Origin of the sequence: Pseudomonas sp. PDM27 (genome assembly GCF_019219205.1) — a bacterium.
Lineage (GTDB): Bacteria > Pseudomonadota > Gammaproteobacteria > Pseudomonadales > Pseudomonadaceae > Aquipseudomonas > Aquipseudomonas laurylsulfatiphila.
Map to the genome: position 1 here is coordinate 88771 of NZ_JAHUWF010000010.1, position 16055 is coordinate 104825.

16 protein-coding genes are annotated in these 16055 nt (G+C 60.9%); 9 read left to right on the forward strand and 7 right to left on the reverse strand.

Features of this window, described 5'->3' with window-relative positions:
* Positions 1–101: 101 nt before the first annotated feature.
* Genes KW838_RS20500 through KW838_RS20510 form a run of 3 tightly spaced genes read left to right on the forward strand, consistent with a single transcriptional unit; the run spans position 102 to position 4111 of the window.
* Positions 102–3002, forward strand: coding sequence for an EAL domain-containing protein (locus KW838_RS20500; protein WP_218503135.1), 2901 nt, complete (start codon positions 102–104; stop codon positions 3000–3002).
* 57 nt (positions 3003–3059) lie between these two features.
* The gene (locus tag KW838_RS20505) at positions 3060–3491 is read left to right on the forward strand and encodes a GFA family protein (protein ID WP_218503137.1); all 432 of its coding nucleotides are present in this window, start codon (positions 3060–3062) and stop codon (positions 3489–3491) included.
* Between the two features lie 41 nt (positions 3492–3532).
* Positions 3533–4111: a DUF4157 domain-containing protein gene (locus tag KW838_RS20510; RefSeq protein WP_218503139.1), complete on the forward strand. Its 579-nt coding sequence runs from the start codon at positions 3533–3535 to the stop codon at positions 4109–4111.
* Between the two features lie 12 nt (positions 4112–4123).
* Here KW838_RS20510 and KW838_RS20515 read toward each other — a convergent pair whose 3' ends face one another.
* The 3 genes from KW838_RS20515 to KW838_RS20525 are packed head-to-tail and all read right to left on the reverse strand — an operon-like array spanning position 4124 to position 7169.
* A complete protein-coding gene (locus KW838_RS20515) occupies positions 4124–4474 on the reverse strand; it encodes a RidA family protein (protein ID WP_102699557.1) in 351 nt (116 codons plus the stop codon).
* A gap of 27 nt (positions 4475–4501) precedes the next feature.
* Positions 4502–5746 (reverse strand): FAD-binding oxidoreductase, encoded by a 1245-nt coding sequence (locus KW838_RS20520; RefSeq protein WP_218503141.1) that lies wholly within the window; start codon positions 5744–5746, stop codon positions 4502–4504.
* A 4-nt stretch (positions 5747–5750) separates the two neighbouring features.
* Positions 5751–7169: a PLP-dependent aminotransferase family protein gene (locus KW838_RS20525; RefSeq protein ID WP_218503144.1), complete on the reverse strand. Its 1419-nt coding sequence runs from the start codon at positions 7167–7169 to the stop codon at positions 5751–5753.
* Positions 7170–7519: 350 nt separating this feature from the next.
* On the opposite strand from KW838_RS20525, the gene KW838_RS20530 reads away from it, so the two are divergent.
* The 5 genes from KW838_RS20530 to KW838_RS20550 all read left to right on the forward strand — a co-directional run bounded on the left by KW838_RS20530 (position 7520) and on the right by KW838_RS20550 (position 12129).
* Positions 7520–8953, forward strand: coding sequence for an amino acid permease (locus tag KW838_RS20530; RefSeq protein ID WP_218503146.1), 1434 nt, complete (start codon positions 7520–7522; stop codon positions 8951–8953).
* Positions 8954–9037: 84 nt separating this feature from the next.
* Positions 9038–10003: a transporter substrate-binding domain-containing protein gene (locus KW838_RS20535; protein ID WP_102699561.1), complete on the forward strand. Its 966-nt coding sequence runs from the start codon at positions 9038–9040 to the stop codon at positions 10001–10003.
* Between the two features lie 16 nt (positions 10004–10019).
* Positions 10020–10796 carry an amino acid ABC transporter ATP-binding protein gene (locus KW838_RS20540; protein WP_256358917.1) on the forward strand — a complete coding sequence of 259 codons (777 nt, stop codon included), beginning with the start codon at positions 10020–10022 and terminating at the stop codon, positions 10794–10796.
* A 3-nt stretch (positions 10797–10799) separates the two neighbouring features.
* Entirely contained in the window at positions 10800–11480 is a 681-nt protein-coding gene (locus KW838_RS20545) for an amino acid ABC transporter permease (protein ID WP_218503148.1), read from the forward strand.
* Between the two features lies 1 nt (position 11481).
* Entirely contained in the window at positions 11482–12129 is a 648-nt protein-coding gene (locus tag KW838_RS20550; RefSeq protein WP_218503151.1) for an amino acid ABC transporter permease, read from the forward strand.
* Positions 12130–12146: 17 nt separating this feature from the next.
* Here KW838_RS20550 and KW838_RS20555 read toward each other — a convergent pair whose 3' ends face one another.
* A complete protein-coding gene (locus KW838_RS20555; protein WP_218503477.1) occupies positions 12147–13355 on the reverse strand; it encodes an MFS transporter in 1209 nt (402 codons plus the stop codon).
* A gap of 183 nt (positions 13356–13538) precedes the next feature.
* On the opposite strand from KW838_RS20555, the gene KW838_RS20560 reads away from it, so the two are divergent.
* Positions 13539–13997 (forward strand): helix-turn-helix domain-containing protein, encoded by a 459-nt coding sequence (locus KW838_RS20560; RefSeq protein ID WP_218503478.1) that lies wholly within the window; start codon positions 13539–13541, stop codon positions 13995–13997.
* Between the two features lie 98 nt (positions 13998–14095).
* On the opposite strand, the gene KW838_RS20565 is transcribed toward KW838_RS20560, so the two are convergent.
* From KW838_RS20565 to KW838_RS20575, 3 genes are all read right to left on the reverse strand, one after another.
* On the reverse strand, positions 14096–14554 hold the full coding sequence (locus KW838_RS20565) for a metallophosphoesterase family protein (RefSeq protein ID WP_218503479.1): 459 nt from the start codon (positions 14552–14554) through the stop codon (positions 14096–14098).
* A gap of 37 nt (positions 14555–14591) precedes the next feature.
* Complete coding sequence (locus KW838_RS20570) at positions 14592–15047, reverse strand: glycine zipper 2TM domain-containing protein (RefSeq protein WP_218503164.1); 456 nt, start codon at positions 15045–15047, stop codon at positions 14592–14594.
* A 143-nt stretch (positions 15048–15190) separates the two neighbouring features.
* Positions 15191–15889, reverse strand: coding sequence for a potassium channel family protein (locus KW838_RS20575; RefSeq protein ID WP_218503480.1), 699 nt, complete (start codon positions 15887–15889; stop codon positions 15191–15193).
* Positions 15890–16055: the final 166 nt, after the last annotated feature.

Here is a 16055-nt window from a genome sequence, read left to right on the forward strand (position 1 = left end):
ATCATTGAAAAAAACGCTATAAGCTATAAATAAGATGATAGATGGCATATTGCTAGCAATCAGTCAGTGAGTGTCGGCGGTTTTTGGCTAAGGGAGCCCTGATGAGTTTTCGTACATTGACCGACTCCCGGCGGCATTCGAGCCATTGCGAAGAGACCGCACTCCAACCCATAGTGAATCCGGATACGGTCGGCATGGCTTACGCTGGCAACGACGACTCGATCGAACACGTGCTGGACTCGGCGCGCAACTGGGCCCACAGCACTGCCTGGGTGTTCTACCGCGCCGGCGAACAAATGCATTGGGTCGGGCAAGGCGACCCGCGGGCGCAATGGCCTTCGAGCATTGCCAATGAGGCGTTTGAAGCTTTTTGCCTGACGTCGAACCTGCATCGTTGGCCGACCGGCAGAGGCGAAAGTGAGCTGGGTTGGCTGCTCGCACCCGTCAATGAAGCTGCTGAACCCGCGTTTGCGGACTTTGCCCGGCGCCTGGGCATCGAGCTACAGACCAATACCCTGGCCCGTGCGCAGATCACCCAGCGTGTGCTGTATGAAATTACCTATCTGGCCAGTTCGACCCGTGACCGTTCAGTGTTCCTGGTGGGGGTTCACCGGCTGCTGGCCAGCCTGATCGACGCCGAGAACTTCTATCTCGCGCTGTATAACCCGCACACTGGCAAGATCGATTACCCGTATTACGTCGACATCATCGACGTCGATGCCCTGGAATCGGAAAACTATGAATACCTTGACCCTTCGCGCCTGTCGTTGACCGGGCAGGTGTTGACCAGTGGCCAGCCATTGCTGATCGACGCCGCCGGCATTCTCGCGGCCCAGGCACAAAACCGTTTCCACTGCGTGGGTGATCGTCCCGAGTTCTGGATGGGCGCACCGTTGAAAAATGCCTCGGACGACGTGTTTGGCATGCTGGCGATGCAGGTCTACGACGTTTCGCGTGTCTACAGCGCTGAAGACCGCGCGTTGTTTCTGGTGGTCGCCCGTCACGTGGCCATGGCGCTGGACCGGATCCTGCACCGGGAGGACCTGGAAGAAACGGTGATGCGTCGCACCCTGGAACTGTCCGCACTCAACGATGCATTGCGCCAGGAAGTGGCGGAAAGGGAACGCGCCGAACATCTGCAGAGCGCGCTGTTCCAGATTGCCGAACTGTCCAGCCAGCCCGGTGACATGGCCGAGCTGTTCAAGACCCTGCATGGCATCGTCGGTGATCTGCTGTTCGCGCAGAACTTCTATATTGCACTGTTCGACGACGCCACCGGCGAAGTGACCTTTCCCTATTACGTGGATGAGCGGCAGACGACCTGCCCGCCGGCACGGCGAGGGCGCAGGGGCCTGACCGAGTATGTGATCCGTCAGCGCCGACCTTGCCTGATTGACGTCGCCGAGGCCGAACGCTTGTCCGCGCAGGGTGAAATCGAACTTGCCCATGAGTCTGTACGCTCTTACTCCTGGCTGGGCATTCCCTTGTTCGAAGACGACGCGGTGCGTGGCGTGCTGGCGGTGCAAAGCTATACCTCACAGGTGCGCTATACCCAGCGTGACCAGGAACTGCTGACGTTCGTATCGCGGCACATCGACACGGCGCTGTCGCGACGCACGGCCGCTGAAGCGATCCATGCCGCCAACCTCCAGCTGGAAGCCCGGGTGCAGAGCCGCACCCGCGAACTCGATCACGCCAACGCCAAGTTGCAGCACGAAAACGCCCACGATGCGCTGACCGGGCTGCCGAATCGCACCTACCTGCAACAGCGCCTCAACCTGGCCTGGTCGCGGTTCGGCCGCGAAGGCGGGCACCTGGCGGTGATGTTCATCGATCTGGACCGCTTCAAGATGGTCAACGACAGCCTCGGCCACCACTTTGGCGACCTGCTGTTGATGCAGGCGGCCCAGCGTTTGCGCGGTTGTCTGCGCGAGACCGACATGCTGGCACGCCTGGGGGGCGATGAGTTTTCGGTACTGGCGCCCGAGGCCCCGCTGGACGTGATGATCGAAATTGCCGAACGGATCCTGGTGGCATTCGACCTGCCTTTTTTCATCAACGGCTACGAGGTTTTTTCGTCCTGCAGCATCGGTATCGTCAGCGCCGACAGTCAGTTCCATCACGAGCCCGCCGACTTGCTGCGCGATGCCGATGCAGCGATGTACCGGGTCAAGAGTGCCGGGCGCGACAGCTACGCGGTGTTCAACCAGGAAGTGCGCCGTGAAGTCTCGGACCAGGTCGAGCGGGAAGGGGCCTTGCGCAACGCGCTCAAGCGTACTGACGAACTGCTGCCGTATTTCCAGCCGATCGTCAGCGTCGAAACCGGCGAGCTGCTGGCCCTGGAAGCGCTGATCCGTTGGCATCAGCCGGGCGGCCGGGTGATCGCGCCGGGCGAGTTCCTGCCGGACGTCGAAGGCTTGCGCCTGATCGGTCGACTGGACCTGTACATGCTGACCAGCATTGCCCAGATCCTCGCGCAGCCCGAGCACGCCAATTGGCCTGCGGTGCACGTCAATTGTTCCAGCTACAGCATGACGCGCCCCGGCTTCGCCAGTGAGGTACTGGAACTGTTGGCGCAGCACCAGGTGTCGCCGTCGCGGATCTGTCTGGAGCTGACCGAAGGGGCGCTGGTCGCCGAGCCGGCGATCGCCCGACAGACCATGCAGCAACTGGCCGACAACGGCATGTCGGTGGTGCTCGATGACTTCGGCGCAGGGTTTTCTTCCCTGAGCTATGTGCATCAGTACCGTTTCAGCGGTTTGAAAATCGACAAGTCGTTCATCCTCGAACTGACCAGCAGTTCCCGCAGTCGCGCGATCGTCCGGGCGATCGTGCGGATGGCCGAGTCGCTGGACCTGAGTGTGGTGGCCGAAGGCGTCGAGGATGAGGCGACACTGGAACTGCTGCGTGAAATGGGTGCAGGGCAGGCCCAGGGTTATCACTTTGCCAGGCCGATGGCATTGAAAGCGCTGTTGGCGAGTGAACTGCTCGGCCGCCAGTGATCAAGCGGACTTCATGGCGCAACCCAATATGGATGAACATTTTTCAAGGAGAGATTCATGGCATCAGGGCAATGTCTTTGCGGGGCGGTACGCTTTTCCCTGGCGGTAGAACCACGATTTTTCTATCGCTGCCATTGCACGTTGTGTCGCAAGCAAACCGGTGTCGGCCATAATCTCGCCACACTGGTCAATGCTCGCGACTTTCGATGGGAAGAAGGGCAAGAGGCGATCACCGGTTGGCGCAAATCCAGCGGCTACAGAAATGACTTTTGCTCGCGATGTGGCTCGACCGTGCCGAATGTTCTTCGCGAAACACCTTATTTCTGGATTCCGCTCGGACTGCTCGACGCCGAGCTGAGCATGGAATGCATTGGCGATTTCTGCACCGAAGACGCGATGCCATGGGATGAACAACGCTCTGAAAGAAGTCATTGCGCAGCCCCGGAATCATTGGGTTTTCTTCTGCATGAACTCCAGGTCAATGCCTGACCCGGAGACGGTTCACCACTGTCCGCTGCATGGAGCACCAAATGCCGTCCATCACCACGCCCCTGGTGGCGCTGTTTGTGCTTTGCCTGGCGCTTGAAGTGCCGGCCCAGACCAGCGACTGCCCGGCTGGCGAGAGACAGGTGTGCCTGGACGGCTGCATCTGCCTGCCGGACGTGGTACCCGAGGACGTTTACCAGATCGCGACGCCGGCCCTGGCGCTGTGGCTGACCCAGGCCCGCGATGAAGCGGCCATCGCCGGCACCCAACCCATTCCTGCGCACGTCCGTGAGCAACTGCTGCCCTGGTACGATCCCGGCGTCCTCGATGCCGCGCGCTACAAAATCAGCGACAACGGCCAGTTCAGTGCCGCCACTGCCATGCTGCAGAACCCCGATGTCGGTGCCGTGACGCTGATCGACATCATCCTCTTTCGCGACCCCCAAGCCGCAGAAACGGACGTCGCGCTCTGGGCTCACGAGCTCAAACATGTGCAGCAATATCAGGAATGGGGTGTGCAGGGATTTGCCCAGCGCTATACCCATGACTTCAATGCCGTGGAGGCTCCGGCCTATGCCATACAGGCCGAGGTCAGGCAGGCAGTGCGCAAAGGGGCTGACTGAAACCGTCCCGACTCAGCCCCGGTTGGCGCAGACGATGATTTCTACCCGCAGCGCCGGGTCTGCCAGTTTCGCCTCGCCACAGGCGCGGGCGGGGGCATGGCCCGCCGGTACCCACGCATCCCAAACGGCATTCATGGCGGCGAAATCCGCCATGTCAGCGAGCCAGATGGTCACTTGCAACATCTGCTCCCGTGATGAACCGGCCTGTGCCAGCAAGTCATCCACCCGTGCAAGGGCATCGCGGGTCTGACCGGTGATGTCGTGACGCGCTTCCCCCACTTGCCCGGCCAGATACACCGTATTGCCGTGGATGACGATCTGGCTCATGCGCTGGTTGGTTTGCTTGCGTTCGATTGTTTGCATCAATTGCACTCCTTTGGAAGGCATTGCTCAGAAGCGTTGCACGGAAAAGCTGTCCAGCCATTGGGGCGCCTTGCCGGCGATACAGTCAGCCACCAACTGGCCCGTCGCGCCGGCCAGGGTCAGGCCCAGATGCTGATGGCCGAAGGCATAGATCAATCGCGGTTCGTTGGGTGACGGTCCAATGACCGGTAACGAGTCAGGCAGGGAAGGGCGGAACCCGAGCCACTTGCGCGCGACCGGCTGGGTCAGGCCCATGACCCGGCGTACGTGGCGCTCCAGGTAGTCGAAGCGTTGCGGATTGGCCGGGTCATTGATCGAGCCCAGTTCCACCGTGCCCGCGACCCTCAGGCGTCCCGCCATGGGCGTCATGTAGAACGCACTTTCCACCGGGCAGCAGGGGCGGTTGAGCAGGGTGTCCTGCAGATCGAATTCGATGTGGTAGCCGCGTTCGGTGTCCAGTGGAATGTGATCACCCACCTGACGCGCCAGTGCCGCGGACCAGGCGCCGCCACACAGCACGACGCGATCGGCGCGCCAGCTTTTCCCTTCGGCGCTGCCCAGGTACAGGCCGTCACTCTTGCGCTGCACGGTGGTGATCGTCGCCTGATGCACTGCGCCTTCGGCGACCAGTGGCGCGGCCAGCGCTTCGATGAAGGCGCGCGGGTCATCCATGTGCGACGACTCGGGAAACAGAATGCCGCCGACCGCCTTGCCTGCCAGCGCAGGCTCCAGTTGTTCGACATCCGCCGCGTTCAGCACTTGCTGGGCAATGCCCAGGGCGCGGCGCAGTTCGATCGCCGGTCGCGCACCGGCCAGACCTTGCTCGGTGCCGTAGGCATAGATGCAACCGTTGTGACGCAAATGCCGGTCGGCCAGCGGAGCGTCGGCCAGCAGCGGCGCATAGCCGCTGTAGGTGTGCTGGAGAATCCTGCTCAGGGCCTGGGTGTTGGCCTCGCAGCGCGAAGCGCGACATTCATTGAGAAACCGCAGTAGCCAGGGCATCAACCTTGGCAGGCGTGCCCAGTTGATGACGAAGGGCGACTCCCTGGAAAACAGCAGTGACGGAATTGCCTTCAGCAGCGACGGCTGGGCAATCGGCATCACGCCGTACGGTGCCAGGGTGCCGGCATTGCCATAGGACGCGCCACTGGCAATCGCGTCGCGCTCCAGCAACACGACCTGGTAACCCTGGCGGCGCAGCCAGAGTGCGGTGGCAACGCCGACAACGCCGGCACCGATAACGGCAATTTCGCAATGAACGGGCTGTGTCATGTCCTCAGATCCGGTTGTGCATGTGGAGGTGACCCTGACGTGCCAACTGGCTGATGATGGTCAGGGCTTTGATCAACTGCTCCCGTGACAGGGCCGCGGAGATATTGATGCGTACGGCTTGCGGCGAGAGTTCCGGACGCAAGGTGAAGGCGCCGCCGGCCAGCAGCACCACACCGCGGTCCTGGCACAGGCGGGCGAAACGCGAGCCGGTCCAGGGCTCCGGCAGTACCAGCCAGGCGTGGGTGCCGGTGGCGCTGTGCTGGAACTCCAGGCCTTCAAGGTGCGTGGCCAGCAGTGCCTGGCGAATGCGCAGTTCTTCGCGCTGTTCCGCCACCAACTGCTCGGCATGACCGTCCTCGATCAACCGGGCGGCAATCAGCGCCGTCAGGGGGGACGTACTCCAGCAGTCGATGCGCTGCATGGCGGCGATGTCCTGCACCAGGGGTTGCGGGGCCATGACAAAACCCATGCGCAGCCCCGGCGCGATGCATTTGGACAGGGCCGAGATATAGATCGTGCGTTCCGGCAGCAGCGCGGCGAAAGGCGCCGGCGACTTGTCCAGCAGGGGACGATAGACATCGTCTTCGATGACCAACAGGCTGGTTTCCCGAATGACTGTCGCCAGTTCTTTGCGGCGCTCGGCATCGAGGGTGATGGCGGTCGGGTTGTGGATCGACGGCACCAGAAACAACAGGCGTGGCTGATGTTCGACGCAGGCCTGGCGCAGGGCTTCGGGGGACATGCCGCGCTCATCGGCGTCGACCCCCACCAGAATCAGCCCCAGCGAACGGCACAAGGCATTGATGCCTTGATACGTCACGCTGTCGGCCAGCACGGTATCGCCGCTGTTGGTCAGGCTGCGCAAGGTGCTGGCGATCCCGTGCTGGGCGCCTTCGCAAATCAGCATCTGCGAGGCCTGGGCCTCGACGCCGGTGTGGCGCAGCCATTGCGCCGCCGCTTCACGGGCCCACAGCGGACCTTCGGACGGGTGATAGTCCTTCATGTCGGCAAAACGCGGATCGCTGGCCAGGCGTGGCAACAGCTGCGCCAACACCCGATTGAAGCCATGGGTGGCGGGGCGATTGACGCTCAGGTCGACGGTGCCCGGGTCATTGCTGGGGGCCGACTGAAACTGCGCCGCCGGATGCCGCGGCTGTGCAACCTGCGTCCCGCGTCCCGGGCGGCTTTCCACCAGGCCTTTTTGCTGCAGCACGGCCATGGCTTTGGTGACCGTGGTGATGTTCACCCCCAGTGCGCTGGCGAAATCGCGATGGGGTGGCAGGCGTTCGCCCGGCTTGAGCTTGCCGTTGCCGATCGCTTCGGCCAGCGATTCGGCCAGCTGGGCATAAAGGGTTTCTGCCTTGTCGCGTTGCAACGCCGCGCTGGCTTTGAGTTCGTCCAGCAGTTGTTCGAATTGACTCATGGTGCTTTATCCCTGCTTGTCATGCTCTGAGCCAGACAATAAGCGAATTTGTATTGCTTTTTATCCGATACAAAGCCCATTGACAAGCTAAAAAACCGTGATTAGTGTGTAAGTTGTAATGCTTGTCATGCAACACAATAAGAAAATGGCTGGCGATGACCAGCCCAAACGGGTAAGCACATGACTCATAAAACTTTCCAGCCGGGCTCAGCCCTGGCTACCCGACACCAAAGCCTCTTGCCCCCGAGAGTGGGCGGCACAGAGTATCCGGTGAGTTGTCCCCCTCGCGCAAAGTCTTCGATGAATTTATCCGGTCGATCGACCCTATCCACCGCAGCGGAGGTCCTCCGATGAGCAACGCCCAGCCAAGCAAGACAACACCCGGCCAGCAACGCCTCAGCGGGGCACTGCGTCAACGCCATATCACCATGATCTCCCTGGGCGGCATCATTGGTGCCGGCCTGTTTGTCGGCAGCAGCGCTACGATCCAGGCAATCGGGCCCGCCGCGTTTCTGAGTTATCTCGCTGCCGGCATCGTGGTGATGCTGGTGATGCGCATGCTCGGTGAAATGGCCGTGGCGCTGCCCGGCGTCGGCTCCTTTACCGAATACGCACGTATCGGCCTGGGTAATTGGGTCGGGTTCACCAGTGGCTGGTTGTACTGGTACTTCTGGGTGATCGTGGTGGCGGTGGAAGCGGTGGTCGGCGCCAATATCCTTGAACAGTGGATACCGCTGCCGGCCTGGATGATCGGGCTGAGCCTGCTGGCGATCATGACCGCCATCAACTGCCTGTCGGTGAAGTCCTATGGCGAGTTCGAGTACTGGTTCGCCTCATTGAAAGTTTTCGCGATCATCGTCTTCATCTTTGTGGTGGGCGCCTACCTGTTCGGGTTCGCGCCGAGCACCAGCGCGCTGCTGGGCAACCTGGTGAATGACCGCGGCTTCATGCCTTACGGCGTGAGTGCGATCCTGGCCGGCGTGCCTACGGTGATCTTCGCTGTCGGCGGCGCCGAGATTGCGACGATTGCCGCCGCCGAGTCCGACGATCCGTCGAAGAACGTCGCCAACATGACCCGTTCGGTGATCTTCCGCGTCATTACCTTTTATGTCGGTTCGATCTTCCTGATTGTCTGTGTGGTGCCCTGGGGCCAGATCGTCGCCGGTCATTCGCCGTTCGTGGCGGCGCTGGAGGTCATGCGCATTCCAGGGGCGGCGATGATCATGCAGGCGGTGGTGCTGGTCGCGGTGCTGTCGGCGCTGAACTCCGGGCTGTACGTGTCTTCGCGGATTCTGTTCGGCCTCAGCCAGCGCGGTGACGCCCCGGCAAAACTGTCGGTGCTGACCGGGCGCAAAGTGCCCAGGGCCGCCGTACTGCTCAGCAGTGTGATCGGCTACATCGCGATCATGGCGGCGATCATTTCTCCGCAGGGCGTGTTCCTGTTCCTGGTCAACGCTTCCGGTGCGGTGATGCTGTTCGTGTACCTGGCGGTAGCCCTGGCGCAGATCAAGGTTCGACGCCAGGTCGAAGCCACCGCGCCGGCGCGGCTGACCCTCAGGATGTGGCTGTTCCCATGGCTGTCCTATGCTGTGGTGGCAGTGATTGCGGGTGTTTTGCTGGCCATGGCGTTCCAGGAATCCTTGCGTACACAGTTCCTCGCCAGCCTCGTCAGCCTCGCTGTGGTGTCCGTCGCTTACCTGGTCCTCAGGCGCCAACGGCAAACCGCCGCCACCCCCCACGTCAATGCCATCGACATCCTCGCGGGTCTGCCGACACGGTCATAAATCACGGGAAGCATCGCGCCACGGACGGCGGTTGAGTAGCAAGGCTTGTACCGGTCACAACAATAATTTGCCTATAGGTGATGTATGTCCGACTTCAAGTTCAATACCCAGGGTGTTTCCCGGCGCGCAGTGCTCAAGGCCGCAGGCTACGGTTCATTGGCGGCAATGGCTGCCAGTGCCACGGGCCCGATGTCGTTCGCGTTCGCTGCCGACAAACCGATCAAGACCGTACGCCCCGGTTACCTGACCGCGGCTTGCCTGGGCGACATGCCCCTGGGCGCGCTGCGCGAAGGCGTCCCGGTCGGTACCGATCTGGAGTTGCTCAAGCTGATTGCCGACCGCCTCGAGCTCAAGCTCGACGTACTGACCATGGGCTTCCCGGCGGTGGTCGAAGCCGTGCGGTCCGGGCGTGCCGACTGGTTCGGCGGCAACTTCGCCTGGAACCCCATGCGCTCGAAAATCCTGCTGTTGACCGACCCGGTGTTCTACACCGGTGCCTACGTGATCATGCGCGATAGCGAACCGTTCGATACCTCGATCACGGTCAATGATGTGAAGGGCCGTACCATCGGCGCCATCACCGGTTATTTCACCATCCCCGACATGAAGAAAATCGAGGGTGTGAAGGAGGTCAAACTCTACGACAACACCGATTCCTGCTTGCGCGACGTGCGCGCCGGGCGCCTGGATTTTGCCGTGCTGGATGCGCCGACCATCGACTACATGATCCTTCAGGACCCCAGCCTCAAGCTCAAGCAGATCCCCATGGCCTACGACGAGAAATTCCCCAGCCTGACCGCCAAGTTCGAGGCGATCTGGGGCGTTCATCCGCAGAACCAGGACCTGTTCGATGGGGTGAACCAGGGGCTGCGCTGGTTGAAAGCCACGGATCAGATCAAACCGGTGCTGGCCAAGTACGGCATCAAGAACCCGGACTACCTCGTACCGCCCGCCAAGGACCCGCGCATCGGTGTGGACCGCGACGAGAAGGGCAATGTCATTGGACCCTTCGAGCATCCAGCCCGTGATTTCAGTCAGGCCTTTGCCTGAATCGAGGACCTGACCCATGGTTGAATCCACTCCACTGGTGCGTATCGAAGGGCTGCACAAGTCCTTCGGTAGCCTGGACGTTCTCAAAGGCATCGACCTCAACGTGCAGCAGGGCCAGAAAATCTCGCTGATCGGCCCCAGCGGCTCGGGCAAGACCACCTTGCTGCGTTGCGTCAATTACCTGGAAGAGCCGACCAAAGGCGACATCTACATTGACAACGAACTGATCGGCCAGCGCCTGGTGGGCAGTCGAAAAGTGCCCATGAGCGATAAGGAACTGGCGCGGATGCGCGCCGAAATCGGCATGGTGTTCCAGCGCTTCAACCTGTTCCCGCACCTGTCGGTGCTGGAAAACATCATCCTCGGTCCGCTCAAGGTGCAGCAGCGCAATCGCGCCGAAGCGGTGGAGCTGGCCGAGGACCTGCTGAACAAGGTCGGCATGTTCGCCAAGCGCGATGCCTTTCCCGAGCAACTGTCGGGCGGGCAGCAGCAACGGATCGCCATTGCCCGGGCGCTGGCGATGAAGCCCAAGTTGATGCTGTTCGACGAGGCGACCTCGGCACTGGACCCGGAGTTGGTCGGGGAAGTGCTGGGCGTGATGCGCAGACTGGCGGAAGAGGGCATGACGATGATCATCGTCACCCACGAAATGAGCTTCGCCGAAAGCGTTTCCGACCAGGTGATCTTCATGGCCGACGGCAATATCGTCGAACAGGGTCCGCCGCGACAGATTTTCCGCGAGAGCCAGATCGAACGTACCCGCTCCTTCATCCGCGCCGTGCAGGAGCATTGATCGATGTTCGATACCACTGCGCTGAACAAAGCCATCGAGATGCTGCCGTACTTTCTGAACGTACTGGGCGTCGGGGCGCTGACTACCATCGGCCTGACGGCTGCTGCGTTTGTAGTAGCGGCGTTGCTGGGTTTTTGCCTGGCGTTGATGCGGCTTTCGCGCAGCCGCTTCCTGAGCCTGATCGCCAGCGTTTACCTGGAGATCTTTCGCAACATACCGATCCTGACCCAGTTGTTCATTCTGTACTTTGGCCTGACCTATATCGGCATTACCTTGCCGGCCATCGGTGCGGCGATCATCGGTTTCGGCCTGAACGGTGCGGCCATTCTGTCGGAGGTTTTCCGGTCGAGCATCCGCACCATTGACCGTGGCCAAAGCGAAGCGGCGTTCTCCATCGGCATGACCCGGTCTTTGGCGATGCGCATTATCGTGCTGCCACAGGCGTTCAAGGTGGCGATTCCGGGGATGGCCAACTTCGCCATCGGCCTGCTCAAGGACACCTCCCTGGCGTCGGCGGCAGCGGTGCCGGAGTTGACGTTCAAGGCGAAAATGCTGGTCAGCGAAACCTACCAGACCAACCTGATCTACTTCCTGCTGGCGATGATCTACCTGATCCTGAGCCTGGTGCTTTCCCACTGGGCGGCGCGCACCGAACGCCGCCTCAAAGTCGTCAAGGAGAATTGAGATGGGCTATGGCGAGTTGTGGGACGCGACCCATGTCGAATTGCTGGCGGCCGCCTGGGCCACACTCCAGTTGGCGTTCGGTGCGTTGGTCATCGGCTTGATCGTCGGTTTGCTGGTGGCGCTGGCACGACTTTCCGGCAACCTCGCATTGCGGCGCGCCGCGCTCTATTACATCGAGCTGTTCCGTGGCACCCCGGCGTTGGTGCAGTTGTTCATCGTCTATTTCAGCCTGACCGAAATCGGCGTTCATTTCAGCTCGTTCCAGGCTGCCATGATTGGCCTGGGACTGAACGCTGCGGCGTATCTGGCAGAGATCTACCGTGCGGGGCTCGAGGCCGTGCCCAAGGGACAGGTGGAAGCGGCGAAAGCGATTGGCATGCCCAAGCTCAAGGTGCTGCGCTGGGTCGTGTTGCCCCAGGCCATCCGCATCGTTTTGGCGCCCATAGGCAACGTCGCGATCTCGCTGTTGAAGGATACGTCCGTGGCTTCGCTGATCGCGGCACCGGACTTGATGCTGCGGGCGCAGGATCTGAGTTCGGTGTATTTCATGCCGCTGGAAATCTACATCCTGGTCGGTGCGATCTACTTTGCCCTGTGTTATCCACTTTCACTTGGCGTGCGCATGCTCGAACGCAAAACCAGGCACTGAGGTTATCTGGCGTAGCGCTACCTGTGCCTACGCCAGGTGACCAACCACAGCACCAAGGCCATCGCACTGATCGAGGCACCCAGCAGGCTGACGGCGATCCAGCCCCATTGCGCATACACCTGGGTCGCGGCCGCGGCCCCCAGTGCGCTGCCCACCGAGTAAAAGCACATGTAGGCGCCCACCATGCGGCTTTGGGCGTCGGGGCGTGCGGCAAAAATGAGGCTCTGGTTGGTGACGTGTACGGCTTGTACCGCGAAGTCGAGCAGGACCACTGCGCACACCAGCGCGATCAGTGATGTCTGCGCAAACGCGATGGGCAACCAGGACAGCGTCAGGATCACCAGCGAAATGCCGGTCACGCGTTGCCCCAGCCCCTGGTCGGCCCAGCGACCGGCTCTTCTGGCGGCGAGGGCACCGGCGACGCCGGCCAGACCGAACAGGCCGATGGCTGTGTGCGACAGCGACAGCGGAGGCGCGCTCAGTGGCAGCACCATGGATGTCCACAACACCGAAAACGCGGCAAAGATCAACAAGGCCAGCAAGCCCCGGATGCGCAAGACCGGTTCGGTCATGAACAGCCTGAACATCGAACGGATGAGTGCCGTGTAGGTATTTCGGTTGCGTGGTGACACTGTGGCAGGAAGCACTTTCCAGAACACCGCCGCGAGGGCCAGCATCAAGCCCGACGAAAGGAAATACACGGCGCGCCAGCCGGCCAGATCGGCGATCAGCCCAGAGGTAAACCGCGCCAGGAGAATGCCCAGGACAATGCCGCTGGTGACGGTGCCCACGGCCTGACCACGTTGTGACGGCGTTGCCAGCACGGCGGCATAGGCCACCAGCACTTGAACCATCACCGCCAGCAATCCCACGATGACCATGGCGCCCAACAGGGTCAGCCATTGCTGCGCTGCACCGACTCCTGCCAGTGCAACCGCAGACAGCAGCACTTGCGTCAGGATCAACCCCTTGCGGTTCAACAAGTCACCCAGCGGGACGATGAACAGCAACCCCAGCGCGTAACCGACCTGGGTAGCCGTCACCACGATCCCGATCATCGATGAGGCAACCCCCAGGCTCTGAGCCATTGAGTCGAGCAGGGGTTGAGCGAAATACACGTTGGCGACTGCTAGCGCGCAGGTGACGGAAAACAACAGCGTAAGTGACGGAGAAAGCCCCGCAGACCCGCCTGCGCGGGCACTTTCTCCATTATCCGTAGGGGGCAGGCCCGGAGCCTGTGTGGCGAAAGGGCGGGTGGCTGAATCGGCTGTCACATGAGCCTCCGTGGCGCTAAACTGGTTTTAATTAAAAACTGGATTGAATTGTTATCGAATCAGGTTTTAAATTGCAACCACTTTGCTCGGAGCTGCACGGCAGGCCCGGCAATCCTTATCCAGAAGGTCAATACGATGGTCGAAGACACTTCACCGCCCAGCAGCGAATGCCCGGTAGCCAGAACACTGGAGGCCATTGGGGATCGATGGTCGCTGATGATCATCCGCGACGCATTCGACGGCATTCGCCGATTCAGCGAATTTCAAAAAAGCCTGGGCGTGGCCAAGAACATACTGGCATCACGCTTGAAGACCCTGGTTGAGGTCGGTGTGTTCGAGGTTCAACCCGCGTCAGACGGCAGTGCCTACAAGGAGTACGTCCTTACGGAAAAAGGACGGGAGATCTTTCCGGTGGTGGTCAGCCTGCGGCAGTGGGGTGAGCGTTTCCTGTTCAAGCGCGAAGAGACGCGTTCTGTGCTGCTGGACAATGAGCGCGGCCAGACCCTGATGCCGATTGAAGTTCGTTCCTCGAGCGGCCAGAAACTTGGACCGGCCGACTGCCACAGGGTCAGAGTGGTTGCCGACGAGTCGTGAATCGATGGCCCATGCGTTCGAGGGGGCAGTCATTGTTCAATGTTTCAATTTTTCGGTTTGGCGCTGTATGACCCGTGCGCAGGTGCCTGGCAGATGAATCAGTCGAGCAGTGACACCAGCCGAGGTTCGATGGACTGTGCAGACAGGTCCAGCAGTGCCAGGGTGACCGGCAGCTTGAAGCGGCGACGCCCGGCGCTGCCCGGATTCAGGAACAGTCGTTCGCCGCGCCATTCGATGCCTGGTTTATGGGAGTGACCGCTGATCACCAGGTCGATACGCTCAACTGGATGGATTGCAAGGTCGGCAATGTCATGCACCAGCAGGACCTTCCAGCCGTTGAGGTCCAGGCGCAGACAGTCGGGCAGCTCGCGCGCCCAGGGCGCGTCCAGGTCGTTGTTGCCACGCACCCCGTGCACCGGGGCAATGGCCGCCAATTGCTCGAGGATGTGCGCGCTGCCGATGTCGCCGGCGTGAATGATGCAATCGCAGCCCAGCAGGGCGGCGATGGCTTCGGGGCGGAGCAGGCCGTGGGTGTCGGAGATGACACCGACTTTCATCGCGGGCGGGTCGAGCGGCATTCGGACGGTGCCGCCACTAACTTTGCGGCACTACCCGCGCTTCGTTACCGCTGCCCTCGACATAAACCTTCAGGCCTTTTGTCAGCGCCGGATTGATTGGCTGGGTCACCTGGACCAGTACGCCGCTTTGGGTCCGAACGATGATCTGCTGAGCTTCCACGGGCTGATCATACTTTTTCTTTTCGACGTAATTGCCGCCCACCCCGCCGGCGAGGGCACCGGCAACCATCGCGACATCCCGACCGGTTCCCTGGCCAACCAGGCTTCCCAAGGCCAAACCGCCAATACCGCCCAATATGGCGCCGACGCCGCTATCGTGATTGGTCTGCATCTGGGTGAGTGAGATCTGCTCGATTTTCCCCGAACGAATCTCCGTCTCACCAGCGCCTCCGCTCCCGGCACCGACCGCGGAACAGCCGCCGAGCACCAACCCAAGAAACGTAACCGACAGCCAGGAAGCGATAGTGTTCATCGTCGAACTCCATTTTCAGGGGAATAGATCATGCAAACGCTTCAATTCACGTTAGACGAAAAAGCCTGATGCATTCGGTTCTTTTACCGGGCAAGGTCGGTAGCGGGGCTTGCGCAAGGCAGAGTTGCCAGCTTCAACAGGCGTCACTTGGCCTGGTTCGAGGGATAAAGACCGGCGAACCGCGCAATCACCACACCCACGTAAAAAACGCCTGAAAATTCTTCGACCATCACCAGTGAGCGGGCATGGTTGGTCATCGGGATAAAATCACCGTAACCGGTGGTTGTGAGCGTCGTGAAGCTGAAATAAATCAGTTTGAAGAACGTGCCGGGTTGTTCGAAGTCGAAGTGGCCGGGGCCGAATGAACCAGCGCTGGATATCTCGACCAGGGCATATACGAAGGACCAGACGAAGGCCAGCATGATGTAACCCGCAAGCGCGCCATGCAGCTTGTCGGCAGAAACTGGCCCGCGATTGAGAATATAGCGAAGCACTCCGCTGAACGAGACGGCAAGAGACGCCGTATAAGCGATCCCGGCAAGGTTGAGAATCGCGATACTCTGAGCCCACAACGCCGTCCATTGAAGGCCAACCCCAAGCAACGCCAGGCCCAGCTTGAGAATGAATCCCCGCCGAGTCTGCCTGGTGACGAAAGCACCCACGAGCAGCACGATTGAAAACAGAATGCCAAGCAACGTACGAGCAAACAGACCTTGCTCAAGAAAGGGAAACAGCAGGATCAATCCCAGCAAGAGCAGCAACAGATAGGTGCAGGGACCTTTCCCCATGAGCATCTGAGCTAAACCCTCGTCGGATTCGGCTTTATCTTGCGGATTTGTCATATCGGTTTCCCAGAGACCTGAGTAAAGCTTCAGGTCAGACGTCGCGCGGTTGAAATCAGACTTGGCTTCAGAATAGTCGGCAGTACGATTCAAGTCGTGAATGGAAGTTGGAATGCTCTAGTCCGTGCCTTCCGGCAACCACTGTCGTGAAACTGTAATAATGCAG

What these genes read in the sequence shown, in the direction of transcription:
- KW838_RS20500 (WP_218503135.1), top strand. Translation starts at nt 102, where the DNA reads ATGAGTTTTCGTACATTGACCGACTCCCGGCGGCATTCGAGCCATTGC.
- KW838_RS20505 (WP_218503137.1), top strand. Translation starts at nt 3,060, where the DNA reads ATGGCATCAGGGCAATGTCTTTGCGGGGCGGTACGCTTTTCCCTGGCG.
- KW838_RS20510 (WP_218503139.1), top strand. Translation starts at nt 3,533, where the DNA reads ATGCCGTCCATCACCACGCCCCTGGTGGCGCTGTTTGTGCTTTGCCTG.
- KW838_RS20515 (WP_102699557.1), bottom strand. Translation starts at nt 4,474, where the DNA reads ATGCAAACAATCGAACGCAAGCAAACCAACCAGCGCATGAGCCAGATC.
- KW838_RS20520 (WP_218503141.1), bottom strand. Translation starts at nt 5,746, where the DNA reads ATGACACAGCCCGTTCATTGCGAAATTGCCGTTATCGGTGCCGGCGTT.
- KW838_RS20525 (WP_218503144.1), bottom strand. Translation starts at nt 7,169, where the DNA reads ATGAGTCAATTCGAACAACTGCTGGACGAACTCAAAGCCAGCGCGGCG.
- KW838_RS20530 (WP_218503146.1), top strand. Translation starts at nt 7,520, where the DNA reads ATGAGCAACGCCCAGCCAAGCAAGACAACACCCGGCCAGCAACGCCTC.
- KW838_RS20535 (WP_102699561.1), top strand. Translation starts at nt 9,038, where the DNA reads ATGTCCGACTTCAAGTTCAATACCCAGGGTGTTTCCCGGCGCGCAGTG.
- KW838_RS20540 (WP_256358917.1), top strand. Translation starts at nt 10,020, where the DNA reads ATGGTTGAATCCACTCCACTGGTGCGTATCGAAGGGCTGCACAAGTCC.
- KW838_RS20545 (WP_218503148.1), top strand. Translation starts at nt 10,800, where the DNA reads ATGTTCGATACCACTGCGCTGAACAAAGCCATCGAGATGCTGCCGTAC.
- KW838_RS20550 (WP_218503151.1), top strand. Translation starts at nt 11,482, where the DNA reads ATGGGCTATGGCGAGTTGTGGGACGCGACCCATGTCGAATTGCTGGCG.
- KW838_RS20560 (WP_218503478.1), top strand. Translation starts at nt 13,539, where the DNA reads ATGGTCGAAGACACTTCACCGCCCAGCAGCGAATGCCCGGTAGCCAGA.
- KW838_RS20565 (WP_218503479.1), bottom strand. Translation starts at nt 14,554, where the DNA reads ATGAAAGTCGGTGTCATCTCCGACACCCACGGCCTGCTCCGCCCCGAA.
- KW838_RS20570 (WP_218503164.1), bottom strand. Translation starts at nt 15,047, where the DNA reads ATGAACACTATCGCTTCCTGGCTGTCGGTTACGTTTCTTGGGTTGGTG.
- KW838_RS20575 (WP_218503480.1), bottom strand. Translation starts at nt 15,889, where the DNA reads ATGACAAATCCGCAAGATAAAGCCGAATCCGACGAGGGTTTAGCTCAG.